Origin of the sequence: Pseudomonas shirazica (assembly GCF_015168335.1) — a bacterium.
Taxonomy (GTDB): domain Bacteria; phylum Pseudomonadota; class Gammaproteobacteria; order Pseudomonadales; family Pseudomonadaceae; genus Aquipseudomonas; species Aquipseudomonas asiatica.
In genome coordinates this window covers 828,605-849,577 of sequence record NZ_CP063456.1, presented here as the reverse complement: position 1 = coordinate 849,577, position 20,973 = coordinate 828,605, and the positions used below count along the sequence as shown (strand labels likewise).

The 20,973-nt window shown below is 60.7% G+C and carries 33 protein-coding genes and 1 pseudogene; 8 read left to right on the top strand and 26 right to left on the bottom strand.

The genetic code is table 11. The features are described 5' to 3' along the window. Window positions 1-3: 3 nt before the first annotated feature. The 26 genes from IMX18_RS03960 to IMX18_RS03835 form a co-directional block, all read right to left on the bottom strand. Entirely contained in the window at window positions 4-180 is a 177-nt protein-coding gene (locus IMX18_RS03960; protein WP_217191001.1) for a hypothetical protein, read from the bottom strand. Window positions 181-188: 8 nt separating this feature from the next. Then, a complete protein-coding gene (locus tag IMX18_RS03955) occupies window positions 189-515 on the bottom strand; it encodes a phage head closure protein (RefSeq protein WP_217190999.1) in 327 nt (108 codons plus the stop codon). Next, on the bottom strand, window positions 515-814 hold the full coding sequence (locus tag IMX18_RS03950; RefSeq protein ID WP_085600393.1) for a head-tail connector protein: 300 nt from the start codon (window positions 812-814) through the stop codon (window positions 515-517). The genes IMX18_RS03955 and IMX18_RS03950 overlap by 1 nt, the downstream gene beginning before the upstream one ends. Continuing rightward, a complete protein-coding gene (locus IMX18_RS03945; protein ID WP_217190997.1) occupies window positions 815-1,171 on the bottom strand; it encodes a hypothetical protein in 357 nt (118 codons plus the stop codon). It abuts the gene before it with no gap. 49 nt (window positions 1,172-1,220) lie between these two features. Continuing rightward, entirely contained in the window at window positions 1,221-2,417 is a 1,197-nt protein-coding gene (locus tag IMX18_RS03940) for a phage major capsid protein (protein ID WP_085600389.1), read from the bottom strand. Next, the gene (locus IMX18_RS03935) at window positions 2,414-3,055 is read right to left on the bottom strand and encodes an HK97 family phage prohead protease (RefSeq protein ID WP_015271426.1); all 642 of its coding nucleotides are present in this window, start codon (window positions 3,053-3,055) and stop codon (window positions 2,414-2,416) included. The genes IMX18_RS03940 and IMX18_RS03935 overlap by 4 nt, the downstream gene beginning before the upstream one ends. Beyond that, on the bottom strand, window positions 3,042-4,256 hold the full coding sequence (locus tag IMX18_RS03930; protein WP_217190996.1) for a phage portal protein: 1,215 nt from the start codon (window positions 4,254-4,256) through the stop codon (window positions 3,042-3,044). The genes IMX18_RS03935 and IMX18_RS03930 overlap by 14 nt, the downstream gene beginning before the upstream one ends. A 2-nt stretch (window positions 4,257-4,258) precedes the next feature. Next, on the bottom strand, window positions 4,259-5,938 hold the full coding sequence (locus IMX18_RS03925) for a terminase large subunit (RefSeq protein WP_085600385.1): 1,680 nt from the start codon (window positions 5,936-5,938) through the stop codon (window positions 4,259-4,261). Between the two features lie 3 nt (window positions 5,939-5,941). Beyond that, window positions 5,942-6,433: a terminase small subunit gene (locus tag IMX18_RS03920; protein WP_217190995.1), complete on the bottom strand. Its 492-nt coding sequence runs from the start codon at window positions 6,431-6,433 to the stop codon at window positions 5,942-5,944. A 158-nt stretch (window positions 6,434-6,591) separates the two neighbouring features. Further along, on the bottom strand, window positions 6,592-6,930 hold the full coding sequence (locus tag IMX18_RS03915; RefSeq protein WP_122048424.1) for an HNH endonuclease: 339 nt from the start codon (window positions 6,928-6,930) through the stop codon (window positions 6,592-6,594). After that, entirely contained in the window at window positions 6,930-7,088 is a 159-nt protein-coding gene (locus IMX18_RS03910) for a hypothetical protein (protein ID WP_163002512.1), read from the bottom strand. The genes IMX18_RS03915 and IMX18_RS03910 overlap by 1 nt, the downstream gene beginning before the upstream one ends. Window positions 7,089-7,130: 42 nt before the next feature. Beyond that, window positions 7,131-7,421 carry a hypothetical protein gene (locus IMX18_RS03905; protein ID WP_217190994.1) on the bottom strand — a complete coding sequence of 97 codons (291 nt, stop codon included), beginning with the start codon at window positions 7,419-7,421 and terminating at the stop codon, window positions 7,131-7,133. A gap of 57 nt (window positions 7,422-7,478) precedes the next feature. After that, window positions 7,479-7,757, bottom strand: a complete 279-nt coding sequence (locus IMX18_RS03900) for a phage holin family protein (RefSeq protein ID WP_239688277.1) — start codon at window positions 7,755-7,757, stop codon at window positions 7,479-7,481. Window positions 7,758-7,839: 82 nt separating this feature from the next. Further along, complete coding sequence (locus IMX18_RS03895) at window positions 7,840-8,505, bottom strand: hypothetical protein (RefSeq protein ID WP_122048425.1); 666 nt, start codon at window positions 8,503-8,505, stop codon at window positions 7,840-7,842. 451 nt (window positions 8,506-8,956) lie between these two features. After that, window positions 8,957-9,346 (bottom strand): antiterminator Q family protein, encoded by a 390-nt coding sequence (locus IMX18_RS03890; RefSeq protein WP_161551353.1) that lies wholly within the window; start codon window positions 9,344-9,346, stop codon window positions 8,957-8,959. After that, window positions 9,343-9,630, bottom strand: coding sequence for a hypothetical protein (locus IMX18_RS03885; protein ID WP_217190993.1), 288 nt, complete (start codon window positions 9,628-9,630; stop codon window positions 9,343-9,345). The genes IMX18_RS03890 and IMX18_RS03885 overlap by 4 nt, the downstream gene beginning before the upstream one ends. After that, entirely contained in the window at window positions 9,627-10,184 is a 558-nt protein-coding gene (locus tag IMX18_RS03880; protein ID WP_217190992.1) for a hypothetical protein, read from the bottom strand. The genes IMX18_RS03885 and IMX18_RS03880 overlap by 4 nt, the downstream gene beginning before the upstream one ends. After that, window positions 10,181-10,687, bottom strand: coding sequence for a hypothetical protein (locus IMX18_RS03875; RefSeq protein ID WP_217190990.1), 507 nt, complete (start codon window positions 10,685-10,687; stop codon window positions 10,181-10,183). Before IMX18_RS03875 ends, IMX18_RS03880 begins: the two co-directional genes overlap by 4 nt. Continuing rightward, complete coding sequence (locus IMX18_RS03870) at window positions 10,674-12,086, bottom strand: replicative DNA helicase (protein WP_217190989.1); 1,413 nt, start codon at window positions 12,084-12,086, stop codon at window positions 10,674-10,676. Before IMX18_RS03870 ends, IMX18_RS03875 begins: the two co-directional genes overlap by 14 nt. Next, window positions 12,083-12,901 (bottom strand): ATP-binding protein, encoded by an 819-nt coding sequence (locus tag IMX18_RS03865; RefSeq protein WP_217190988.1) that lies wholly within the window; start codon window positions 12,899-12,901, stop codon window positions 12,083-12,085. Before IMX18_RS03865 ends, IMX18_RS03870 begins: the two co-directional genes overlap by 4 nt. After that, complete coding sequence (locus tag IMX18_RS03860) at window positions 12,888-13,640, bottom strand: helix-turn-helix domain-containing protein (protein WP_225903919.1); 753 nt, start codon at window positions 13,638-13,640, stop codon at window positions 12,888-12,890. Before IMX18_RS03860 ends, IMX18_RS03865 begins: the two co-directional genes overlap by 14 nt. Continuing rightward, window positions 13,637-13,864, bottom strand: a complete 228-nt coding sequence (locus IMX18_RS03855; protein WP_217190987.1) for a hypothetical protein — start codon at window positions 13,862-13,864, stop codon at window positions 13,637-13,639. Before IMX18_RS03855 ends, IMX18_RS03860 begins: the two co-directional genes overlap by 4 nt. Further along, window positions 13,861-14,511 carry a hypothetical protein gene (locus tag IMX18_RS03850; RefSeq protein ID WP_217190986.1) on the bottom strand — a complete coding sequence of 217 codons (651 nt, stop codon included), beginning with the start codon at window positions 14,509-14,511 and terminating at the stop codon, window positions 13,861-13,863. Before IMX18_RS03850 ends, IMX18_RS03855 begins: the two co-directional genes overlap by 4 nt. Next, complete coding sequence (locus tag IMX18_RS03845) at window positions 14,505-15,287, bottom strand: ORF6N domain-containing protein (RefSeq protein WP_217190985.1); 783 nt, start codon at window positions 15,285-15,287, stop codon at window positions 14,505-14,507. Before IMX18_RS03845 ends, IMX18_RS03850 begins: the two co-directional genes overlap by 7 nt. After that, the gene (locus tag IMX18_RS03840) at window positions 15,284-15,580 is read right to left on the bottom strand and encodes a hypothetical protein (RefSeq protein WP_217190983.1); all 297 of its coding nucleotides are present in this window, start codon (window positions 15,578-15,580) and stop codon (window positions 15,284-15,286) included. The genes IMX18_RS03845 and IMX18_RS03840 overlap by 4 nt, the downstream gene beginning before the upstream one ends. Window positions 15,581-15,884: 304 nt before the next feature. Then, the gene (locus IMX18_RS03835; RefSeq protein WP_217190981.1) at window positions 15,885-16,217 is read right to left on the bottom strand and encodes a hypothetical protein; all 333 of its coding nucleotides are present in this window, start codon (window positions 16,215-16,217) and stop codon (window positions 15,885-15,887) included. A gap of 179 nt (window positions 16,218-16,396) precedes the next feature. Between IMX18_RS03835 and IMX18_RS03830 the strand changes: the two genes are divergently transcribed. The 8 genes and pseudogenes from IMX18_RS03830 (at window position 16,397) to IMX18_RS03795 (ending at window position 20,854) form a co-directional block, all read left to right on the top strand. Beyond that, a complete protein-coding gene (locus tag IMX18_RS03830; protein ID WP_217190979.1) occupies window positions 16,397-16,882 on the top strand; it encodes a hypothetical protein in 486 nt (161 codons plus the stop codon). 513 nt (window positions 16,883-17,395) lie between these two features. Then, the gene (locus IMX18_RS03825; protein WP_225903918.1) at window positions 17,396-18,142 is read left to right on the top strand and encodes a LexA family protein; all 747 of its coding nucleotides are present in this window, start codon (window positions 17,396-17,398) and stop codon (window positions 18,140-18,142) included. Between the two features lie 139 nt (window positions 18,143-18,281). Next, window positions 18,282-18,680, top strand: coding sequence for a response regulator transcription factor (locus IMX18_RS03820; RefSeq protein WP_217190977.1), 399 nt, complete (start codon window positions 18,282-18,284; stop codon window positions 18,678-18,680). A gap of 160 nt (window positions 18,681-18,840) precedes the next feature. Next, window positions 18,841-19,020 (top strand): annotated as a pseudogene (csrA, locus tag IMX18_RS27915) (carbon storage regulator CsrA); the annotation flags it as partial. Window positions 19,021-19,223: 203 nt separating this feature from the next. Next, entirely contained in the window at window positions 19,224-19,427 is a 204-nt protein-coding gene (locus tag IMX18_RS03810) for a hypothetical protein (protein WP_217190973.1), read from the top strand. Next, window positions 19,417-20,196 carry a hypothetical protein gene (locus IMX18_RS03805; RefSeq protein ID WP_217190972.1) on the top strand — a complete coding sequence of 260 codons (780 nt, stop codon included), beginning with the start codon at window positions 19,417-19,419 and terminating at the stop codon, window positions 20,194-20,196. Before IMX18_RS03810 ends, IMX18_RS03805 begins: the two co-directional genes overlap by 11 nt. A 2-nt stretch (window positions 20,197-20,198) precedes the next feature. Further along, a complete protein-coding gene (locus IMX18_RS03800; protein WP_217190970.1) occupies window positions 20,199-20,606 on the top strand; it encodes a hypothetical protein in 408 nt (135 codons plus the stop codon). After that, window positions 20,603-20,854, top strand: a complete 252-nt coding sequence (locus tag IMX18_RS03795) for a helix-turn-helix transcriptional regulator (protein ID WP_161551452.1) — start codon at window positions 20,603-20,605, stop codon at window positions 20,852-20,854. The genes IMX18_RS03800 and IMX18_RS03795 overlap by 4 nt, the downstream gene beginning before the upstream one ends. The last annotated feature ends 119 nt before the right edge of the window (window positions 20,855-20,973 follow it).

Below are 20,973 nucleotides of genomic sequence, written 5' to 3'. Positions count from 1 at the left end.
GGCCTACTCCTTGGCCTGGCCGGCCTTCGCTGGCTTGTCGGGGGTGGCTTCGTCCTTGATTTCCACGGCATAGCCGCGGGCAATCAGCCCTTCGCCATAGGCCTTTTCGACGACGAAGGTCTCTCCCTTCTCGCGCTCGCCAGAGGCGCCGGTCAGTGGCCCCAGTGCTTGAATTTTCATGGTTCACCTCATGGGTTGGGGACGCTGGAGCACAGCAGCCGCAGCATGTCCAGTTCGTTGTTGAGCAGCGGTGCCTCGACCCGGTAAGTCATGCCAGTGCGTTTCTCGGTCAGTCGCCAGCCAGCGACGATGTCCGAGCGCGGCCGGACGCGGATCTCGGCGCTGATCACCGCCTGCAACTGCTCAGCGACGGGCGAAACTCTGCCGGTCGGAGTGGTGATTTCAGCCCAAACCTCACCCACCTCCACCCAGGTTTCAGTGGCGCCGCCGGAGCGGTTCTGCTCGCGGTGCGGCTTGAAGATCCGACAACGGTGGCGCATAGGTCCGGCTTTCATCAGAAGCGCTTCCTGTACCAGAGCAGCCTTTCGACGGCGAGCGGCATGGCCGTGGCGATGGTGCCCACAGCAACGGCCTCGCGGTTGGCGTACCAGTGGCCGACCAGCAGCAGGACGGCCTGCTCGACATCGCCGGTCAACCCCATTTCCTCAGGCTCAACCGGGTCGGTCTCTACCAGCTTGCGGTCGCAGTGCTGCTCGACATGGGCCTTAGCCGCCGCAACGTAGCCGCCGATCAAGGCATCTTCCTCGTTGCCGTCGACCCGCAGGTGCATTTTCACGGTGGCCAGCTCGAGCATTTACTTGGCCTCGGCTGCGGCTTTTTCTGCGGCAGCCTTCTCAGCAGCCGCTTTCTCGGCCGCTTCCTTTTCGGCGGCTTCCTTTTCAGCTTCCGCTTTTTCAGCTGCGGCTTTCTCAGCAGCAGCTTTCTCGGCAGCAGCCTTGTCTTCCTTGGGCGCCGCAGGCTTGGTTTCCTTCGGTTTGGCCACCCGGGGCTTGCCGCTGGCATCGACTTCCACGGCCAGGCCCTTGCCGATCAAGGTGTAGGCGTACTCGTCATCTGCCTCATCGAAGGTTTCACCAGCTTTGATCTTGTTCGAGGTGCCGCCCAACAGCGCGCCATTGCCGACAAAACCCCACAGAATCTTGATTTTCATGCTGCCTCCAGAAATGAAGAGGCCGGCGATATGCCGGCCTTCGGTGGGGTTAGGCGGTCGGGAAGCGCCCTTTCACCAAGGCTTCCTTACGGCGCACGCCAAGGCCCAGGCGCTCCTCGACCAGCAGAGCACGTTCGTTCTTGATGAACTGATCGTTGATCAAGCCCATCTTGAACAGGAACGACATGCGGTCGAAAAGCGTGGTGGAACGAGCGAAGTTGGCGGTCAGGAATTCGCCACCGTTGGTGCCGTCGCCCTCGTCCATGCTGTCCGAGGTGATCACCGGGCGACCCCAGAGGATAGGGGTGACCAGACCTTGCAGGTTGGCGAACAGGTAACGGTTCTCGCCGTCCTTCTGCAGCTCGATATTCATCCAGTCCAGTTCAGTCATCACCACGCCATCAGCCGACATCTGCGACTGCTTGCGCACCTGATAGATGGATCGGCGGACCAGGTCGATGGCGGTGTCACCGGCCTTGCTGAGGGCAGTGTTGTAGTTGGTGGCCTGGGTCATCAGGCCATTGAGGTTCTCGCCGGTACCGTCGCCCTTGAGGATCTGAGCCTCCTCCTCGAGCTTGAGGTCGTAGCGCAGCAGCTGCTGGAGATACGCGAACAGCTGCGGGACGTCGTCCAGCGCTTCATCGGTGACCGGCATCCAGACCGCGATCTTCTTCACGCGATCGGTCTCGGTGGTGAAGGTTACGTTGCTGGTTGGTTTCAGCCCGCCCTCGGCGACCGGCGCGGCGCCACGGGTGTGCAGGTTTTCGCGGAAGTAGGTGTAGTTCTGCCCCGAGACCGGCACGGCGGTCAGCAGGTCGCGAATGCGCAGCTCTTGGCGGATACCCGGCTGAATCACCGGGTCGAACTGCGGTGCCACGATGCCCGCACTGGTGACCTTCATTTCCTTCATGCTGGCCAGATCGGACTTGGTGACGTCGAGCTCAGCCAGAGCACCACCTTTTTTCAGAGACTTATAACCGTCGTCGCCCTGAATGAGGTCGATGAAGCTCTTACCCTCGCCGGGCTGGCCTCGCAGTTTGACGCCCTTCTGCTCCAGATCCACGACCTGGTCGATGACTTTCTGCAGTTCGCCCTTCTGGTCTTCGATCTGCTTTTTCAGGTCAGTCGTGACCTGGTTGCCCTTTTGTACCTCATCCATGGCCGCATCGTACTTCTTCTGCAGGCCGTCGAAGCCGGTCTTCAGTTGCAGTTCCAGGGAATCCTTCAGTTCTTTCACTTCGCTCATGGCGACACTCCGAAATATTGGGTGAACAAGTTGGGAATTTCTTTCAGCTCATCCACGATCGCCGTGGCCTCGCTCCCGCCGTCACGGCGTAGCGCGGTGTAGCCGAGCGAGGCGACTGCCGCCGCTTCCTTCTGCGAGAGACCCATGCGTTCGCGCAGGGCCTTCTCGAAAAGCCTGATGTCCGACTTGACGCTGAGGACCTGGGCCTCGGGGTTCATGCCGAACGGTACGAAGGAGGCCTCCCAGAGTTCGGCCTCCTTGATGAGGCGCACGCGCCGGCCTGCGCGGTCCTCGAAATCTGCCTTGATGGTGTTGAAGCCGATCGACATGCTGTCGAGGATGTCGGCCTTCATGAGCTCGTAGGCGTCGCGGGCGTAGCTGACATTGAGGTTGACCTGGCCCTTCAGCAGGAGGCCGTGGTCGTCTTGGGTGTAGTCGGCGGCCCCCACCAGGCGGGTCAGGTCGTGGTACAGGGCCAGCTTCAATTTGCCGTTGCGGGTGGCCTTCACCCGGGTGAAGGCGCCGGGCATGATTACGTCGTCGCCCAGGTCGACGTTGTTGAACACCGCGGCGTAGCCTTCGAAGTTGCCGGCTTCGTCTACGGCCTTGAGCTCGAACGGGACTTCAAGGTTCGCCATTTGTTTGCATCTCCCACCGGGTGACCCGGTTGTATTCGTCGCCTTCCAGGGGAGGCAGGTTTTCCTTGGTGCGGACTTCGTTGATGGTCATCCAGCCGGACCCGCCGGAGCCGCCAAGCGCGCTTCCGTAATACGTGGCCCGCCCAGCGCTATCGGCGCGCAACAGTCCCTCAACCGCAAACTCGGAAAAGCGCGAGACGGCGGTGAAAATCTTGTCGTTGAATTCGTCCTCCACCGCATCGATGAAGGGCTTGAGGCCGAAGGTGATGTAACCGGTGAGCTGCTGTTCGAGGTTCGAACCCATGATCGAGGTCTTGCCGGCGCGGTTGGCCAGCCACAGCGGCACACCGTAGATGCCCGCCAGGGCTTCTTCCTGGAACTGCTGCGACTCGATGAACTGCGCATCCTTCTGGCTAATGCCGGCCGGAACGATCTTCGGGTTACCTTGAAGGATCGCCATCTTGCCGATGTCGTCGGCGTCAGCCTTTCGAACGTCGGGGAATTTCTCCATCACCTGGGCCTGCTGGGCCTTGGTGAGGAACTGTTCGTAGATCACGTAGCCGCCGGTGAATCCACCTTTGCGCATGAATCGCGCCGACCACTGCTGGCCGGCCTTGGCCAGCCCCATGGTTTCCGCCTGATGCTCGATGGGCGACAGACCAACGATGCCGTCCAGGCTGAACAGCTTGAAATGCAGCATGTTCTCCGGCGATACCGGGAACCGATCACCCTTGCTGGGAGTTACCCAGTAGAGCAGGTCTTCGTCCGTATCAATGGTGACCGTCTTGCCGTCTAAGGGAACGATGCCGATCACATCGTTGTTCACGTTGCGTTCGATCAGCGCGAAGGCGTTGCCACGCAGGGCCATATTCACGACCACGAACTTGAGGAAGTTCAGCATGGTCATGTAGGGGTTTGGCTTACGCAGCAGCTTGGCGTAGCGGTCATTACCCGGAACCAGCGCCCGCTTGCCGTCCTTGTCCTCATACAGCTTGAGCGGCAAGCCGCTCAGCGATTCGGAAAGGATCTTGACGCAGGACCAGACCATGCTGATCGACAACGCCGTCTTGGCGCTGACCCTCACCCCCGCCTTGGTGCGCTTGCCGCCGACCTCAAGGTCAACCTCGACATAGTCGCCCGTGGTCGGGTCGGTGTAGCCGAAGAAACCCCAGGTCGAGGGGTTGTACCATTTGAATGCCATGGTCAGCCTACTAATCCGAAAAAGCCGTGGTTGAGGTAGTCGTCGAGACCGCCGCGGGCCTCGGGATTGAGGGCCATCAGCGACACTGCGTTGAAGGTCGCCATGAGCGGGTCAATTTTTGCGGTTCCCGATGCTTGCTTGGTGATCAGGAAGGCGTTGGCCGAGGGCACACCTTTGGCGTTGCCGCACGACCAGGCCATGAGCGGCTGTCCACAGTGGATGAACGAGCCCTCTGCAAGCCGGCGCTCGGTCGTCTTGATCGCGCCGGTGAGCTTCCAACCCTGCGAGATGCCGACCACCTGCTCTTCATCAATCTCGACATCAGCCAGCGCATCAAGCACGGCACCGATGCCGGCGGGGTCAAGTCCGACCTTGTCGAGCAATCCCGCCTGGTTGATCCGCGAAACGATGGCCGCCAGCTGATCAACGTCGTCGCCGATCTTGTCGACGATGGTCAGGTCACCGGTCGCTTCCAAGTCTCTGAGCCTGGGAGCTTCTGACTTGCGGCGTTCAAGCACCGAGGGGTGGGCCCAAGCGTGCGCCCAGTGCAACCAGGTGCGGGATTCTCGTACCCGGCCAATCACCGCCAGGCCGAGCAAGTCATCAAGGCCACCGCCATCGACGCCAACGTCGATGACCTCGCACTGCTCGAGCAAGTCGTCCAGCGTCATGCCTTCCTTGGCCTGGGGCTCCCAGAAAGCGGCACCGACCCAGCTGTCGGACATCAGAGCAAGGCCGATCTCGATGTTGAGGTGCTTGGCCAGGAAGCCGCGCATCTCCGCCTCGCCATCGATCTCGGCCTGCATATGCAGGCGCTCCAGCGTGGGCCGGTCAACGGAGTAGTTGATGTTCGGGTTGACCAGGTGGAAGTTTTCAGGCTTCCGGGCCTCACCGCTCTTGATCATCTCCTGTGAGAACTCGTAGATGATCGGGAGGAACCGGTTGTCGTCGATGCGACCATCTCGTACCCCGCGGGCATAGTTCAGTTTCGACCTGAACACCCCAGCCGGCGGTTCGTTCGATTGAGTCGTCAGCCAGATGATGAAGCCTTCCGGACGAGACAGCAGACCGCCCGTGGCTTCGCGTATCATGTCCGCAGCCTTGGGATTCTTGCCGAACAGCCAGGCTTCATCGATCAGCACGCCAACGGCTTTCTTGCCGCCCACCACATCGCTGTCCGCCGCCACCACCTTCAACGTGGCTCCCGTCTCGCGATGGGTGATCAACCGCAGATGCGGCTGCACATGCAGCAGGGCTTTCAGCTCTTCATCGTTGTTGACCATGTCCTTGGCCGGGATGAACGAGTTGTCGGCGATTTCCTTGGTCGGGGCCAAGATGATGAACTCTGCAGATAGCCGCCAGTTCCGAATCAGCGCGGTCAGCATGATGCCGGCAGCGATCGTCGATTTACTGTTCTTCTTCGGGATGCACAACATCACTTCCCGGATCAGGCGCTCGCCGGTTTCGCTGTTGTAGCTCCCAAACACCGCGCCGGCGAAGGCCAACACCCAAGGCGCACATGACGCCTCAATCGTGGGGCTGCCAGGTGCGTCGACAATCTTCAGCCCCTTGAACACCTCAAGGCTGGCTTCCGCTTCATCCGGAAACAGTGGCTCCGGGATGATTGACTCCCCGGCAGCCAATAGCCGCCACCAGTCCGGGCAGGCAGTAGTCCATTGCATGACTTACCCCTTGACCATACTGAGGGACGGCTTGCCGGGTGGCGGCTTGCCCTGTGAATACTTGCCTTTGCCTGCCTCTTTGGCGGCTTCGGCCTTCTGCTCTTTCTTGCCCTGATCGGCGACCTTGCCATGCGCGTAGGGCATCAGCGTTTTGGCTGCTTCCAGGCGCATGCGCATATCCGCCCCATTTGCGTTCATGAGCTCGGTAAGGAAGACACGCGGGTCATCTGTTTGAGTGAGCGCGACCTCAGCCGGCTCCTCCTCCGCAACATCCTCACCTTTAACTTTTCGCCCGGGTTTAACCTCAGAGCTGGTAGCCTGTTTCTGCTTGAGCCGACGACCGACTTCGGTCAGCACGTCCTCATCCTTAGCCAGCTTCGAGCCCGCTTGCGACGCGGTTTTCTCTGAATACCCAGCAGCGATCGCTGATTCGCGATTTGTGGCCCCCGACAGCAAAGCGTCAACAAACCGCCGCTTCTTGTCGGTTAAAGCCATGGTTAACTTTTCCTGAAACGGGAAAAAATGTGTACGTGGGGTCGGTGGCGGTCTAGCTAGGTGAGAATCGCTGTATTTTGACCTCCCCCCACCCTCGAAGCACGCCACTGACGTGCTTCGAAGGTGCCTCGGGCGACCGCGCGCCATTCCGCTGACGGTCAGCCCATCAGGCCAGCAGCCTCCTCGGCTTGCTTGACCGAGTCGTGGCAGGGCTTGCACAGCGGCTGCCAATTGGCCTGATTCCAGAAGAGATCCTTGTCGCCTCGATGCGCCACGATGTGGTCAACGACGCTGGCCGCTGCCGTTCGCCCCTGCCGGGCGCAGTAAGCGCACAGCGGGTTGTCACGCAGGTACTGTTCTCGGGCCTTCTGCCACTTGTAGTCGTAGCCACGCTGGGAGCTGGTCATTCCACTCCGCCAGCTGCCAGGGCTCACCACCTTGACCCGCGAGCCTGCGCTTTCCTTGATGCGCGGTCCCAGTGTCTTGAGCCTGGCCATCAGCGCACCTCGACCTTGATGCCGCGCTCTATCCATCGGAATACACGGCCAGGGTCCGGCTCGCGGCCTGTGATATGGGTCATGACCAGGACGCCGGCCAGGTAGTACTTCAGCCACCAGCGTTGGCGGCAAACGATTGTTGCGGTAACGCTAGCCATCACCAACCTCCTGCCATCTTGCTCCCGATCACTGGGCCTCTGTCAGCAGATAAGGCTAGCGACAGCGTGGCCTTGGTCCGCGACTCTGCTGGTCAACTTCGTTACGGCTTGGGCATGAGCAACGCCACCAATCTGAAGGCCATACTGCGGGGTCACCTTCACGAAGACCGCCTGCAAGTGCTCAGTGATGGACTTCCACTGCTCGACCGTTGGGCGCTCGCCGCCATTCAGCTCAGCGAAGCCGTTCAGCCAGTAAGCGAACTGCTCTGGCGTCATGCGCGGCTGAGTCGGCTGTGAGATGTTGGCACTGGTGACGGTGGTAGCAAGTGTCATGGGATTACCTCAGATGTTCGCGCCACGAAACGGCGCATCGTCAATTTGTGGCGCGGGTCATGGACCGTCGACCTTACGCTCAGCCCAGCGCCTGCCGAGCTGACGAGCCTGCTCAACCCCAAGCACGCCGACAAAGCCAGCGGTGGCGAACGACCAGGCAATGCTCAAGCCGAACTCCTTCACGGTCAGCCCTACCACCATCACGATCAGCGCACCGAGCGTGGCCTCGATCAATTGGCGAACAGGGCGCGTTTCCTGGCCGTCGTACTGGATCCGTAACCAGGTCAAGGCGAACGTCAGGCCCATCGCCAGGCCGTTCTCTCTCAGGGCTGTCACTACAAGCACCCAAAAGGATGGGTCTTTCTCTGGCATATGGGCCATCTCGATTCCTCCCGTTGCGGGGAGCTTGTGAATGAATTCAGCGGCGGTGCAGCATGCCGCCAAGCTGAAGCTCTTTGCGGATTACTTGGCGTATCAAGTCAGCCACCTGGCCGTCGCTGGGAGCTATAGGGAGGCCGCCGATGTGGGTGCGCAACGCTTCATCAGCAGAGGCCCGAGCAGTCACCTCGGTAGTAATGGCTGCTGAGTCCATGCTTGCCTCGTTGATGAACAACTGATCACCCTTGAAAGCAAATGGCTGCTCGCCGTCCATTCGGCAGCCCAGTCTGGCGATGACCTTGCCGTTGCGAGTGATCGTCATGCCGGCATCATTAATGACCACACCAGACCCGACCTGGCGGGAAACCCGCTCCGCGGCTTCCTGATCAGTCTCAAGACGTTGGTAGGTCAGCGTGGTGCGGATGTCCGAACCGTCGCGGTCGAACGACATGTCTTCGGTCGTGAACTCGGCACTATCACGATGCTCGGCGGGGATAGCCATCACCTGGTCACCGATGAACCGATAGCGCTCGATGGCATTGGCCGGTATGTCACTCTCAACCCATTCGCCTGCGGTGACGGTGACCATCTGCGACTCATCTGGAAGCCGGCCACTGGTGATTTCAATAGCGCCAGTCTTGAAGTCAAGACGCATACCGGAAATACCCGGGACGTTGTCGGCGGTTTGAAGGCCGGTGTATTTCACAGTGTGCTCCTGGAACGAAAAAGGCCCGCCGAAATGGCGAGCCCTTGCATAAAACAAACCGACAGATCGGCTATTGGGGGTGCGTAATAGAGACCCTTAGGGTTCCCGCGCCAAATACACTCACGCTTATCTGTGAATCAGGGAAAGCCTCGCTCAGTACTCGAGCCACGCCCTGCTTGATTTCCTCATGATTGCTCTTGCCGAGCTCCACCGTGGAGTGGGTAACCCGCCTGTCGCGAGTAGCGCTGATAACCTGGTTAGAAATGCTCTCGATTGCGTCTTTAGTAGATTGATCCATTTCGCACCTCCATTGTGGATAGTGAGAATGGGTCAGGCTGAACTGAAAAGCAAAAACCCCGACACAATGGCCGGGGTTCATCTGTGTCGCGTGACGTTGCAAGCTGGACACGCTGCTATGAAAACAGGTGTTTATCCGCCCGCATAGAACTTTTTACGCAGCCTCTCGAATTTCTTCGAGCGCACAATCGATCCATGCAACGCCGGCCTTGATGATCTCCCGCGCCTTGCGCTCGGACATGCCCGCCTCCCTTCCAACTCGCATGGCCGGGTGCTTCGATCCGTAGTAGGCCCACACGAAATCCCCCATCTGCTGGTTGCGCTTCGTCAGCCTGGCCACAGCGCCGTCGATGATCAGGGCCAGGTCGTCAGTGATCACATGCTGCCGGGCACCTCCTTCACTAGGCACGTTGTCACGCATGAGCGCGTAAAGCGGCGACACGTACCGGGGCACACCCATCTCACTCATCCGCCACCAGCCCCACTGCTCCAGCAGGTACTCGGTATCGCCCAGCGCCTTGTCCACGTAGGTTCGTTTCTTCATGCAGCCCTCCGGGGCGCTGGGTCGGTGTCCAGCCCGAACAGCTCGCGCAGCAGCTTGTCGGCGTGTTTGTTCTTGGCGCCGCCCTGGATGATCCAGGCCTTTGCATATTGCTCGAAGCCCTGGGTAGCCCGGGAGCCGTGCCAGTCGGTCACGATGTCCATCAGCGCTGCCGAAGCCAGTCGACCGTTAGGCACGTCTAGCAGCATGCGGTTGCCCTTGCTCAGGAACTCCCGCTCTACGGCGGTAAGACTCTTGCGCGGCAATGCCGCAGTTACGTTGCTCATAGTGCGGCACTCCATACGTGCAGGATTTCATTTGGGCGCTGATCGGCACGCGCCTCGATTGATACGGCTCGGGACCAGGACCGGTAAGCCTCAGCTGGTGATCCGCCGGCGCCGGCCCATGGATGCCCCTCACCGACGCACCACCAGGTTCCCTTCCGGCAAGTGATGCTCACCTTGGGCAGGCGACCAGAGAAACCGACTTTGTGCGAAGCCAGCCAAGTCTCCACAGCAGGCCACACAATTGCCTGCTCCTCCTTGCAGAATCGCGTAGTTACACCGTTCGCGCGCTCACCAAGCCCCCAATCTTCGTTGGCGACCCAAAGCGCGAAGCCAGTCGGGCAGTGCTTGAGCGTGTGTCCTTTGTGCTCCCAAGCCCAATCGCCCGGATACTCGTGCAGCGAGGCGGCAATGCGCTCTGCTTCAGGGTATTGCTTCACCTTGACCACCTGCGAACCTGGCGGGAGCACGGCAACCCCGTCAGTGACAACTGGCTGATACCCTGGCTGCTCATGCACAGGCGCCAGCACCCGGGCAATCAGTTTCAGCGGGTTCATCGCAGCACCTCCAGTTCTTCGTCCACCACCCGCACGCACTCGTCGAACACCTCCTTCGGCACCCGGGCGTTCAGCTCGCGCAGGATGGCCTTGTCGCGGGCCTGCCAGGCTGGACAGTTGCGCCTGGCCTCGATGCGCAGGGCCTTCATGTGCTGCGTGAGCCGCTGGCGGTCGCGGTTGATGTGCTTCAGCGCGGCTTTGGCCCGGTGGAACCAGACCGGATCGGCATATCGCTTCTCGGCCTTGGCCTTGCCTTCGGCCACGCCGATCTGGCACTCCAGTCGGATGGCATCGCGGGCCAGGATTTCTTCCAGCTCCTCGCACTCCACCAGGGTGGGCGGAAGCTCCACGGGGCCGCGCGGGCTGGGTGCCGGCGCAGGGGTATTGCCACTGGCAACAGGCGGCTCAGCGCCGGCACGCTTGGTCACGGTCACCGAGACAACTGGTTTTGCTGGGGTGCGCGCCGGCGGCTTGTGGCCCGGCCACAGATCAGAAAGTTTCATACTGAACTCCTTTGGTGCGGTGACGTTGGGCAAATGGCCGGCCCATCTCGACTTCCTCGTTACTCGGCTGATACCCGACCAGCTCGACGAACCGGTGATAGGCACCCTGGTGCTGCACTCGACAGATACCGGTTTCGCCGTGGCGGTTCTTGTCCACGATCAGCTCGGTGACGCCCGATTGCCCTTCTTCCGACTCGCTATCGCGGTGAACCAGCACCACCACGTCGGCGTCGGCCTCGATCTGGCCTGAGTCGCGCAAGTCGCTCTTGGTGGGGCGCTTGTTGGCGCGATTGCTTGGGCCCCGGTTCAACTGCGCCAGCACCATCACCGGCACGCCAAGCTCCTTCGCCAAGCGCTTGATCGACTTGCTGATGTCGGTCACCTGCTCGTACCTGCTGGCAGACTTGCTCTCTCCGTTGACTAGACCGATGTAGTCCAGGGTGACGGAACCCAGGCCATGCTCGCGCTTGACCGTCCGGCAGATCTGCCGGATATCCCGCATCGTCAGCGAGGCGTCATCGCAGAAGATCAGCGGTGCGCCATTGAGCTTGTTGGCTGCAGCGGTCAAGCCTGGCCAGTCATCGTCGTCCATCGAATGGCCTTCGGTGATGTGCTTGAGCTGTACGCTGCCCACCGAGGACAGGGAGCGATTGGTCAGCTCTACGTCCGTCATCTCAAGGCTGAACACCAGCGACGTGGACTTGGCCACCAACGCCACTCGCTCTGCGATACCCAGGCCCAGGGTCGTCTTGCCGCTACCCGGGGCACCAGCGATCACGACCATGTGCCCAGGGCATACGCCGGGAATGAACTTGTCGAGCGATGGCAGGCCGGTGTCGAAGCCCAGCACCACCTCACGATTAAACCGGCGATCAATCCCGTCGATTGCCTCGGGCAGGATCTCGCCCACGAAGCGGTACCGCTTGCGGGAATCCAGACCTTCCGCCTCAAGGGCGATCCAGGCCTGCTGCCCCTGCGCCATCACTTCGTCCAGTGAGTCGCCATCCTTCAGGCGCTCCGACATGCTGTGTGCAGCGGCGATTACCCGGCGCGCCACCGACCGCTGCTTCACGATTCGGGCGTACTCTGCGAAGTTTGCCGCGCTCGGCGTGTTGTGAGCGATGTGAGCAGCCACTGCCAACGTGCCACGACCGTCTGCCAAGGTCGGCCTGGCATCCGACAGAGTTACCACGTCGATCTGCCGCCCCTTCGCCTTGAGCGCCAGCAGCAGCTCAAACAGCTCGGCACAGTCGGACTGGTAGAAATCACCGACCTCAAGCTTCACGTCGTCAATGAGCGCTGGCTGGTGGATCATGGCGCCGATCAGGGCGTGTTCTGACTCAGGGCTGTGCAACCGTGACACATCCTGTGTACAAGCCGCGTAATCTGGGCTGATCATGCTACCCCTCCGACACGCGCCGACGACCAGGTGAAGGGCGCCAGCAGGCCGCCGTTCTCGCGCAGGCGGTCCATGGCTCGCGGCCCAATGTAGGCTGGTAGCTGCTCACGGTCCTGGTTGCTGATCAGGATCGTCGGGCGCACAAGCTGGTAGCGGCGGTCGATGACCTCGTGCAACAGGCTTGGCATGAAGTCCTTGCCTGGGCGGGGCGTGTGCATGCCTACCTCGTCGATCACCAGCAAGTCGACAGCGGCCAACTCCGCCAGCAGGTCGGACTTCGACGGCCCGGCATTGCTACGGAAGCTGTCCGTCACGGCCTGCATGATTGCCTCGGCAGTTACAATCAGGCCCTTGGCGCCATACTCCCGAACAACGTGCTGCAGGATGGCGCAGGCCAGGTGAGTTTTACCGTTCCCGACCTCGCCCAGCAGCATCAGTGCACGCCCAGCCCGGTAGTGGCCTTCGAACTCCTCGGCGTAGCGCCGGCAAATAGACTGCGCGCGGACCTTGGCCGATTCGGCGCTGGTGATGAAGCTGTCGAACGTGCAGCCCCGGAAGCGCGGTGTGATGCCGGTAGCGAACAGGTCGCGATTGAGCTCGTCGGCTTCCCTCTCGGCGTACGCAGCGTCTCGCACGCTTGCTTCGCACTGGAGGTTCAGCGCCTCCCAGCGGCAGCGCGGGCACTCAGTCGCCTTCCACCCGCCATCAAACTGCTCGACCTGCTTCGCCTCGTACTGGCCATGACCAGGCGCTTCACATTTGGCAATGCCTGCAGCACGCTCGGCTGGCGCCGGTCTGAATTTAGATGTAGTCATCAGGGTACATCTCCTGGTGGTGGGCAGGTACTTGCAGCACTGCGCTGCGCGGCCCGGTTGATGGGGCACTCCAGGCGTCCTGCTTGAGTCGATTCACGAGCCATTCGGTCTTGAAGCCCTGCCAGCCAGCGGTCATTGCTTCAGCCAGGGCCTTGTCGGAGTCGATACCGGCCTGGCGGCACTTCTCCAACTCGTTCAGCACGGTGTTCCAGATCGTCGTATTGAGCGGTCCCTTCTTCTTCCTGAACTGGAAGTAGTCACGGGCGGTTTGCTCGGTCAGATCAGGCGGTGCCAGCTCAAGCATTTGCTCGACCGTGAAACCGTCATTTCCCCTCTTACGGTTCCTTGATGGTTCACCTTTGGGTTCTATTACGGTTCTGGGGGCATCTGGTGCCGGGGTGTCCGGCATCTGGTGCCGGGGGGTGGGGCACGTAGTGCCGGGGTCCGCGGCATCTGGTGCCGGGGGGCATTTAATGCCGGGGGCATAAGATGCCGGGGTTACTACGTAGTAGGTCGACCGTCCGGCGCGCTCTTTCGCCACCAGCAAGCTGACACTTTCCAGCCACCGGATAGCGTTACGCACGGCCCGCTCCTTCAGGCAAGTGCGCTCGCAGATCCTGGCAATGGACGGCCAGCAGACGCCATCGTCATTGGCGTTATCCGCCAGGGAAATCAGGACCGACTTCTGGGCAGCGCTCATTTCGAGCGGCCAGCAGGCGGTCATCAGGATGGTGCTCACAGATCAAGCTCCTCCGTAATGCGGCGCACGAAGGCGTCGTAGGATTCGGGCATCGCATGCCCTTGTTCTTGCCTGGTCAGCCATCCCGACTTGGCCGGCTCGTAAATGCCCCAACGCTCCACCTCCGGCAGGTGCCGGAAGTTTGCGTAGCTCGGGTACGCCGCGGCGTTGATCGTTGCGCCAGCGCGCTGCTGGAGCGCCTGAGGGGTAGACGGCCTGGTCATTGCAGAGTCTCCGATGAGGGACCCGCGCTATCCGTCAGCGGATTGATCTGGACAAGCTTGGCGCGGGCGAAGGGTGAGCCCGGGCCGAACAGATCAGGCAGGTCTTCCTTGGGTGCCGTCCTCAGCCAATTGGATACAGCGGCAAAGCAAGCCTCAAACAGTGGGCCGCCCTCCCCCCAACGGTCAGAGCTCCGATCTGCGCTGTTTTCCAGGCGCTCGACGTAAATCAGATCTGCGAGGCCGCAATCTAAATCACCGATATCCAAGCCATGGCGATGAACAGGATTGACGCCGAGCAGATCAAGCAGCGTGCCAATCCCGATCTTTTCGAAGGCTTCGCCGCGGTCATGCAGCAGCATGTTTCCAATGCCGGCCAAGAGCCCCTCGACCTGATTAAGCTCTTCCCGACGATGGTCATTAGCTCGCTGCTTGAGCTCTGCGATCTGCATCGGGGCGCCGGGCATTTCGACTTCGAAGATCCCGGCCTGACGACTGAACGTACGACGCTCGGCCCAAATCTCCTTGCGGTGTTGGCCGGCGTTGCGAGCTACGTGCTGGATCAAGATGAACTTCACCTTCTCGGAAACCCCAGGCTTCTCGCAGATCTCGGCCATCTTGCGGACTTTCGCAGCGTTCAGTTTCAGCATGGTTGTTCTCCAGCAGCGCCGAACAGATCGGCTAGGTCAATTTGATAGACGGCCGCCCAGGCGGCAGCTGGCCAGGATCGAACCCAGCCGAATCGAGAGTCTTGGACTTTCGGGGCGGACACCCCGTGGCTGTCGCACCAGTTCTTGAGCGGGCGGAAGCCCTGGTTACCGAAGCTTCGGCGGGCGGCCTTCTCCACCGCCGCCACAGTGGCGTGCTGACAGCCCCTGCCAAGTTCGTTCTCCAAGTGCATGACCTTGCGTACAGCGGCTGATGCGGTGGCCATGGCCGTGGCTTCTCGCCGGCTGCCGATCTCCGCCTTGGTGGCAATCGCTTGGTCACGCTGCTCCAGCGCCAACTGCTCAGAACGCTTCGAGGCCAGCAGGTGCTCCAAGGCCGTGATGTAGTCGCTGGGGAGCGCGGGAGCCAGCGCAGGTGCTGGCCTGAAATACCGCTCCACCAGCTGCTCCTGAACCTCCCATGCCAGGTCATCGGTGAACGCCTTCACCAGCATGAGATAGCCACGCTCGGTTATCAGGACGCCCTTCGAAGTCCTGGGTGCGAATGCCTGCTCGATCGACTGCGTACGAATATCGTCCGCAGTCACTTCGAAGAAATGGCGTTCTTGGCTAAACCGGCCCCGATGCTCGTTGAAGTTGCGACGCGCCGTACCCTCCGGCCGCTCATGTACCTGGTCGATCATCGCAAGTGTCACGACGCGCTGGCCGCGAAACTCGACTACAGGCAGCTGAGTGTTGTGGATGGTGACCAGGTTCATGCCGCACCTCCCACATCCTTTGCATCATGGAAGGCAGCTGCGTTGCGGTGCGGGTACAGGAAATTTCGCGTGTCGAAGACGACTCGCTCCATGAGGCGCTCAAGCTCGCACACTACGGGGTTCTCGAAGCCGCCGAGCCCAGGGACGACCTTTGACCAGTAGATAGTTTTGATCGCTCGGAAGGCCTCACGAGCCTCGTTGAACTTAGCGATATCTTCTGCGGAGAGAGTCACGTCCTGCACGATCACACCAGCAGCCAGCGCTGGCATCAGTTCAGTTCGTACGGTCAGCATGCTGCACCTCCCGCGCCACGAACTGGAGAGGCAGCATTTTGTGGCGCGCCATCCTGCTGAGGGTCGACTCCGGCGTGAGCTGCATACACAAGCGCCAGCGCTGATTCCGCCGCGTAGAAGACGAGCGTGGCGTGATGAGTGACGGCCGGCTCCTGCATCAGCTCACGCAGTCCAGCCACAACGGCTTCGAGGCGATCCGTGGCAGCACCCAAGGATTCGTGCACAGGAATATCGCCAGCGGCCTCCAGCACATCGTGCAGACCATAGGTAGCGAACGGGCTCGAGAGAGTTTCGGCTTGAGGTCTCATTGCTCACCCCCGCGGCCAGCAGCGACGGCAACACTCTTTTCAACCGCCCAAACTAGCGCGCTGACAGTCTCCCCCAGGAAGCTGAGGGTAGCCATGCCATCGCAGTAGGCCGTTTCACCCATGTTCAGGCTGTCGTGCATGTGCCGGGATATCTGGCTCAATCCTGAAGCGAGCGTGCGAGCCGCGCGCAGAGCGTCTTCGGCGTTCGCGCCAGCCGAGACGCTGAGCAGTTGAACGCCTCGGTTATCGATCGGCGCTTCAAAGAAGCCGATTTCGGCGGTGAGGATGGGTTGCGCCAGTGATGGCGCGGTGGTATTTTTTGGGTGCATCTCGTCCTCCTACAGAACGAAGATTCAAAAAGTCCCTTGCCGGGGACGGTGTTAAAAGAGCCAGCCTCGCGAGCTGGCTTTTTGCTGTCTGGGGTTTACCCAGGCCGCAAAAGGGTGCCGGGCCAATCCGTGATATCGTTCTGATTCCACTCGAAACGAAGGCCACGGAGGCCCGGCAAATGAAGATAAGTCGTACATTGCAGCGCGAGCTGCTGGAGCATCTTAGGGACTGCTATCCGAACGAATCGGACGAGGTCACGAGCCTTGGGAATGAAGAGGATTGCCAGAGCAATCTCTACTACCTGAGGGAGCATGGGCTGGTTACCCTTCTCGACAGTCAGTATCTCGGTGGCACCAGAGCGATTCACCACGCCACCATCACAGCCAGGGGTATCGATTTCCTTGAAGACGATGGCGGTCTTGGAGCGATCCTTGGGACGGTAACGGTCAAGCTTCACGAGGACACCCTCCGCCAGTTGATTGAGGCAAAAGTCCAGGCATCGAACCTTCCCGATGAGCAGAAAAGCGGCATTCTGAAAGCTCTGCGCGAAGCTCCCGGCGAGACCACAAAACAGCTGATAACGAAACTAGTGGACCTGGGCATGGAGAATGCGCCGAAAGCAATTCCACTAATTCAAACGTTGCTACAGGGCGGCCAGCCCTGAACTCGCTGGCGCTTTCCCGCCGCACTAGGCGGGCGTAGCCGATCAGCGCGCCGCTACCCCAAAGCTCAACGAACACTTCGTCCAGGTCGTACTCCGCCTGGACGAATAGCTCGGTCGACAACACCGATTTGCGCCCAGCCAGCGCCAGCAATGCGCACGATTTCATTGGGCCGCCTCGGCACTGTACGAATTACCAGCCCCCCCAGTGGAGCTGTGCTGAGTGGCAGTTGGGGGTATCGTTTGCGTCAGGGTAGGGAGCGCGCTTGCCAGCAAGGCGGCAATTTCAATGGGGGTGCCATTCGCCGCCGCCAGATCGCAGATCCGCTGAGCGTAAATGGTCTCTCCGGTGTATTCGGTCCGCGGCAATCGCCCTGCAGAAAGCCACTTGTACACGGCGCGCGGGGACTTCTCGCAAGCTTGCGCTACCGCTACGACACCGCCTGCGGCATCAATGGCCTTCTTTAGGGATTGCATGGGGGTCTCCGGCGAAAATATGAACCTTGAGTACATACTATGTCGGAACTGAAAGTACATGCAACCCCATGCAATATTGAACGAATGGTTCAGATAGAAGAATTGCGCAGCGCATTCGCTGCCAGACTCAAACAAGCCCTCACCGCCCGAGACATTCCGTCTTGGGGCTCAGGGGCGCGCATCTCCAAAATGATCGGCGTTACCCCAAAGGCAGCCAGCAAGTGGCTGAACGGAGAGTCAATGCCTGGCGGCGCGAAAATGCTGGCATTAGCTACTGCGCTTAAAGTTCGGGTGGAATGGCTGGAATACGGCAAGGGTGGAATGACGGATGAAACGTCAGGCTTTGACGCTAACGTCGAGCCGACTCCCGGCCCTGTCAGGTATTACGAATACCCGGAAATAAGCTGGGTTCAGGCCGGGATGCCAATGGAAGCGGTAGAGATTTCGAACGTCGCCTTGTGCGAGGTTCACCCATCGGACGCCTGGGCCGGACCAAACGGGTTTTGGCTCAAGGTAAAAGGCCCCTCAATGACCTCGCCAAGCGGGATGTCATTCCCTGAGGGCATGGTGATCCTGGTGGCTCCAGGCTTCGACGTTGAGAGCAGCCAATTTGTGGTAGCCAAGATGATCGACACCAACGAGGCCACCTTCAAGCAGTTCATTTGGGATTCCGGTCGGGCCTTCCTTAAGCCTCTAAATCCATCGTTCCCAACTGTCGAAATGGATGGTGAGTGGGTGCTCGTAGGCCGAGTCGTTGATGCGAAGTGGCCAAGGTCTGTACTCTAGGGTAGCTGTCTAGCTGCACCCAAGCCCGCAAAACGCGGGCTTTTTTGTGCGCGCCGGAAAAATATGTACTTTTGGTTCTTGCTTTAAGTGAACCTTTAGTACATATTCCTTCCATCACTCAGCGCAAGGAGCACTCACCATGACCACCGCAACCTCGATCACTCTCGGCAACTGGCAGGGCTTCCTTGGTCGCGAACTGTCTCTGCGCGAGGTGCAGTGTGTCCTGGGGATTGCTTGCGGTCAGACCTCGAAGGAGCTGGCCCGTGAACTGGGTGTTCAGCCCGACTCCATCAAAAAGCGCGTGCTGAGCGCGACCACGAAATTGGGCGTAACTCGCCGTGCGCAGCTCGTTGCGGTGGCCATGCAGAAAGGCCTGATAAGCCCGGTAGCTACTACCTTGGCGCTGGTGCTGGCCTTGCACTCGATGATCGGTGATGACCTTGCGCTTCGCGTGCGCCGTGGCGGTAACGGTGGCGAGCGCCGGGTCGAGCTGCGCACGGTGGCACGGCGTATCGAGCAGCAGGTAGCGCTGGCCTAAGCAGCGGTGAGCGCCTTCGGTGAGGGCGCTGTCCGGTGTTTAAACCGAGGCGGTGGCATGGTGAAAACACGCAACGGCTGGGTGCCTCGGAACGAGCTGCGCACTGCGCAGTGATATGGAGGGGCGGCTGGGGCCGCCCTCCCCTCACAGGAGTTTGATCATGCTCATCTTGACCCGCCGCGTAGGCGAAACCATCCGCATCAACAGCGACATCGCTGTCACCATTCTCGGCGTGAAGGGTATGCAAACCCGCGTCGGGGTCGAAGCCCCAGCCGGCGTGTCTGTGCATCGCCAGGAAATCTTCGAGCGCATTCGTGCCCAGGGCGACGATCTTCCCTCCACCGCGCCAAGTTCCGAGGCCGCGCCAGCATCAGTAGATCCTCGCGACCTGTTCATTGCCGCCAATCCTATTGGCGCCAGCAAGGCCGAGTTGGAGAAAGGCCCGGTGAGCGGCTTCGTCGACGACCGCACCCATGCCGACTACCTGATCTTCCTGGCTGGGGTTGAGGCCATGCGGCAGCAGGTGGTGCCGGAGCAGCAGCCATGACGCACATGCTGACTCAAGGTACCCGGCCGCACCTTCAGGACGACCTCGGCCAACTGGGCGAGCGCCTGATCCGCTTCGGGGAGGCACTGCAAGATCCCAACACCACCGTCGGCAAGCTGGCCGACCTGGCCAAGTCCTGCGGCATCAAGCTGCACATGCGCGCCGTTGCTGAATCTGGAGAGGCACCCAATGCTCACTGACAATCTGGCGCATCGCGCCCTCTTCACCCTGCCCCCGATCCGACCAAGCGCGGAGACCGCGCCAGCAGTTCAGGTACTGCCAAAACAGAAGGCCGTCACTGGCGATAAGGAAGTGGATGCCGTCTTGTGGCTGCGCGAGGTGATCAAGACCGGCCAGGCTGGGCCGATCGCCACTGCGCTGGATGCAGCCAAGCAGATCAAGACGCCACTCAAAGAGATCGAGCGGCGGTACGTCGACTATGTGAATCGCAACAGTGGTGGCAACCCTTTCGCAGTGATGTTCTCGTTCGGCTTTGCCGACCTTGAAGGGCTGGCCAAGGGGTCGCTGGAGAAAGCCTCCCTGGCATCCGAGGCTCAGGCCCGCTTCGAAGGCGAGACGATCTTTGAAGATACGCCTGCCGAGCAGTTCTGCGAGATGGCCCTGAAACGCTGCAAGGGCTTCAAAAGCTACTTCGAGAACGACAAGGCTCAGGTGGCCAAGCGCTTCCGCAAACACGCAAAGCTGATGCCGCACACGCTCGATGACTGCCTGCACGAGATTGCCTACTGGGACCGGCTGTATGTCCTACGTCATGCAGTTGGCGAATGGGGAGATGGGATGCACGAAGCCATAGCTCGTGACTGGTTCGTCCAAGGGCTGCTGTCGGAGATCAAGCCGCGCAACAAGGACGAGGCACTGCGAGTTCTGGATTACGCCGCACATGCAGAGAGCATCGAGCACGATGACATGGTGTCCATCGCTCGAAACCTCATCGCAGCAGGAGCTTAGCCATGAGCAAGCGGGATATCAGCCAGGCAGCGAAGGAAATCCTCGAATCGATGGGGCTCAAGCGGGGTCGCGGGCAGATCAACTCTGTCGTATCGAGGTCTGCCGCAAAGATCCCGTCGACCCAGGGTGCTGATCAGCCCAGCAAGGCCTCAGCCTTGGCGGCGCCTCCGGCCCGCCCCGTAAACCGCTTCATGTACCTAGAGGCGAGGAAGTGGGCGATTGAGCTGGTCGCGTCTCTAAGAGGCTCGCCGGTTGAGGTGGTAGTTGAACGGTTGGCGGGTGCAACTGCGGGCCGACCAGGCAGTTACGTGGCAGGCATCAATTCTGTGATTACCGAGTTGGAGGCAGCTGACGTGACAGATCAGCGTGACAACCAGAATCTGGCGCGTCAGGCCGGGAGGAAGGTATGAGTGAAGAGACTGAGGTGTTGACGGTAGAGGGCTTGGCCAAGCTGCTGGGCCGCACCGAGGCGTCAATCAGGGAAGGGATTCGCCGCGGCGTGCCGTGGCTGCCCAAGAGCTTTAAGATGGGCAACCGGCACTGCTGGCTGAAAGAGGACGTGCGTAAGTTCCTGCGAGAGGTTCGGGACGGCGCCCACCAGAAGCCCAAGGTGGGTAGGCAAAGACAAACGCCGCCGACCCTACGCGGCGTCGCATGAGATAGGCCTATTGATTACTGTTTCGCCCCTCGCTGAAGCCTTCTTTCACCCAACATGCAATATGGGAAAGCAGGAACGGCGCTACGTATAGGAAGGGGGTCACTGCTATCGTCACGACA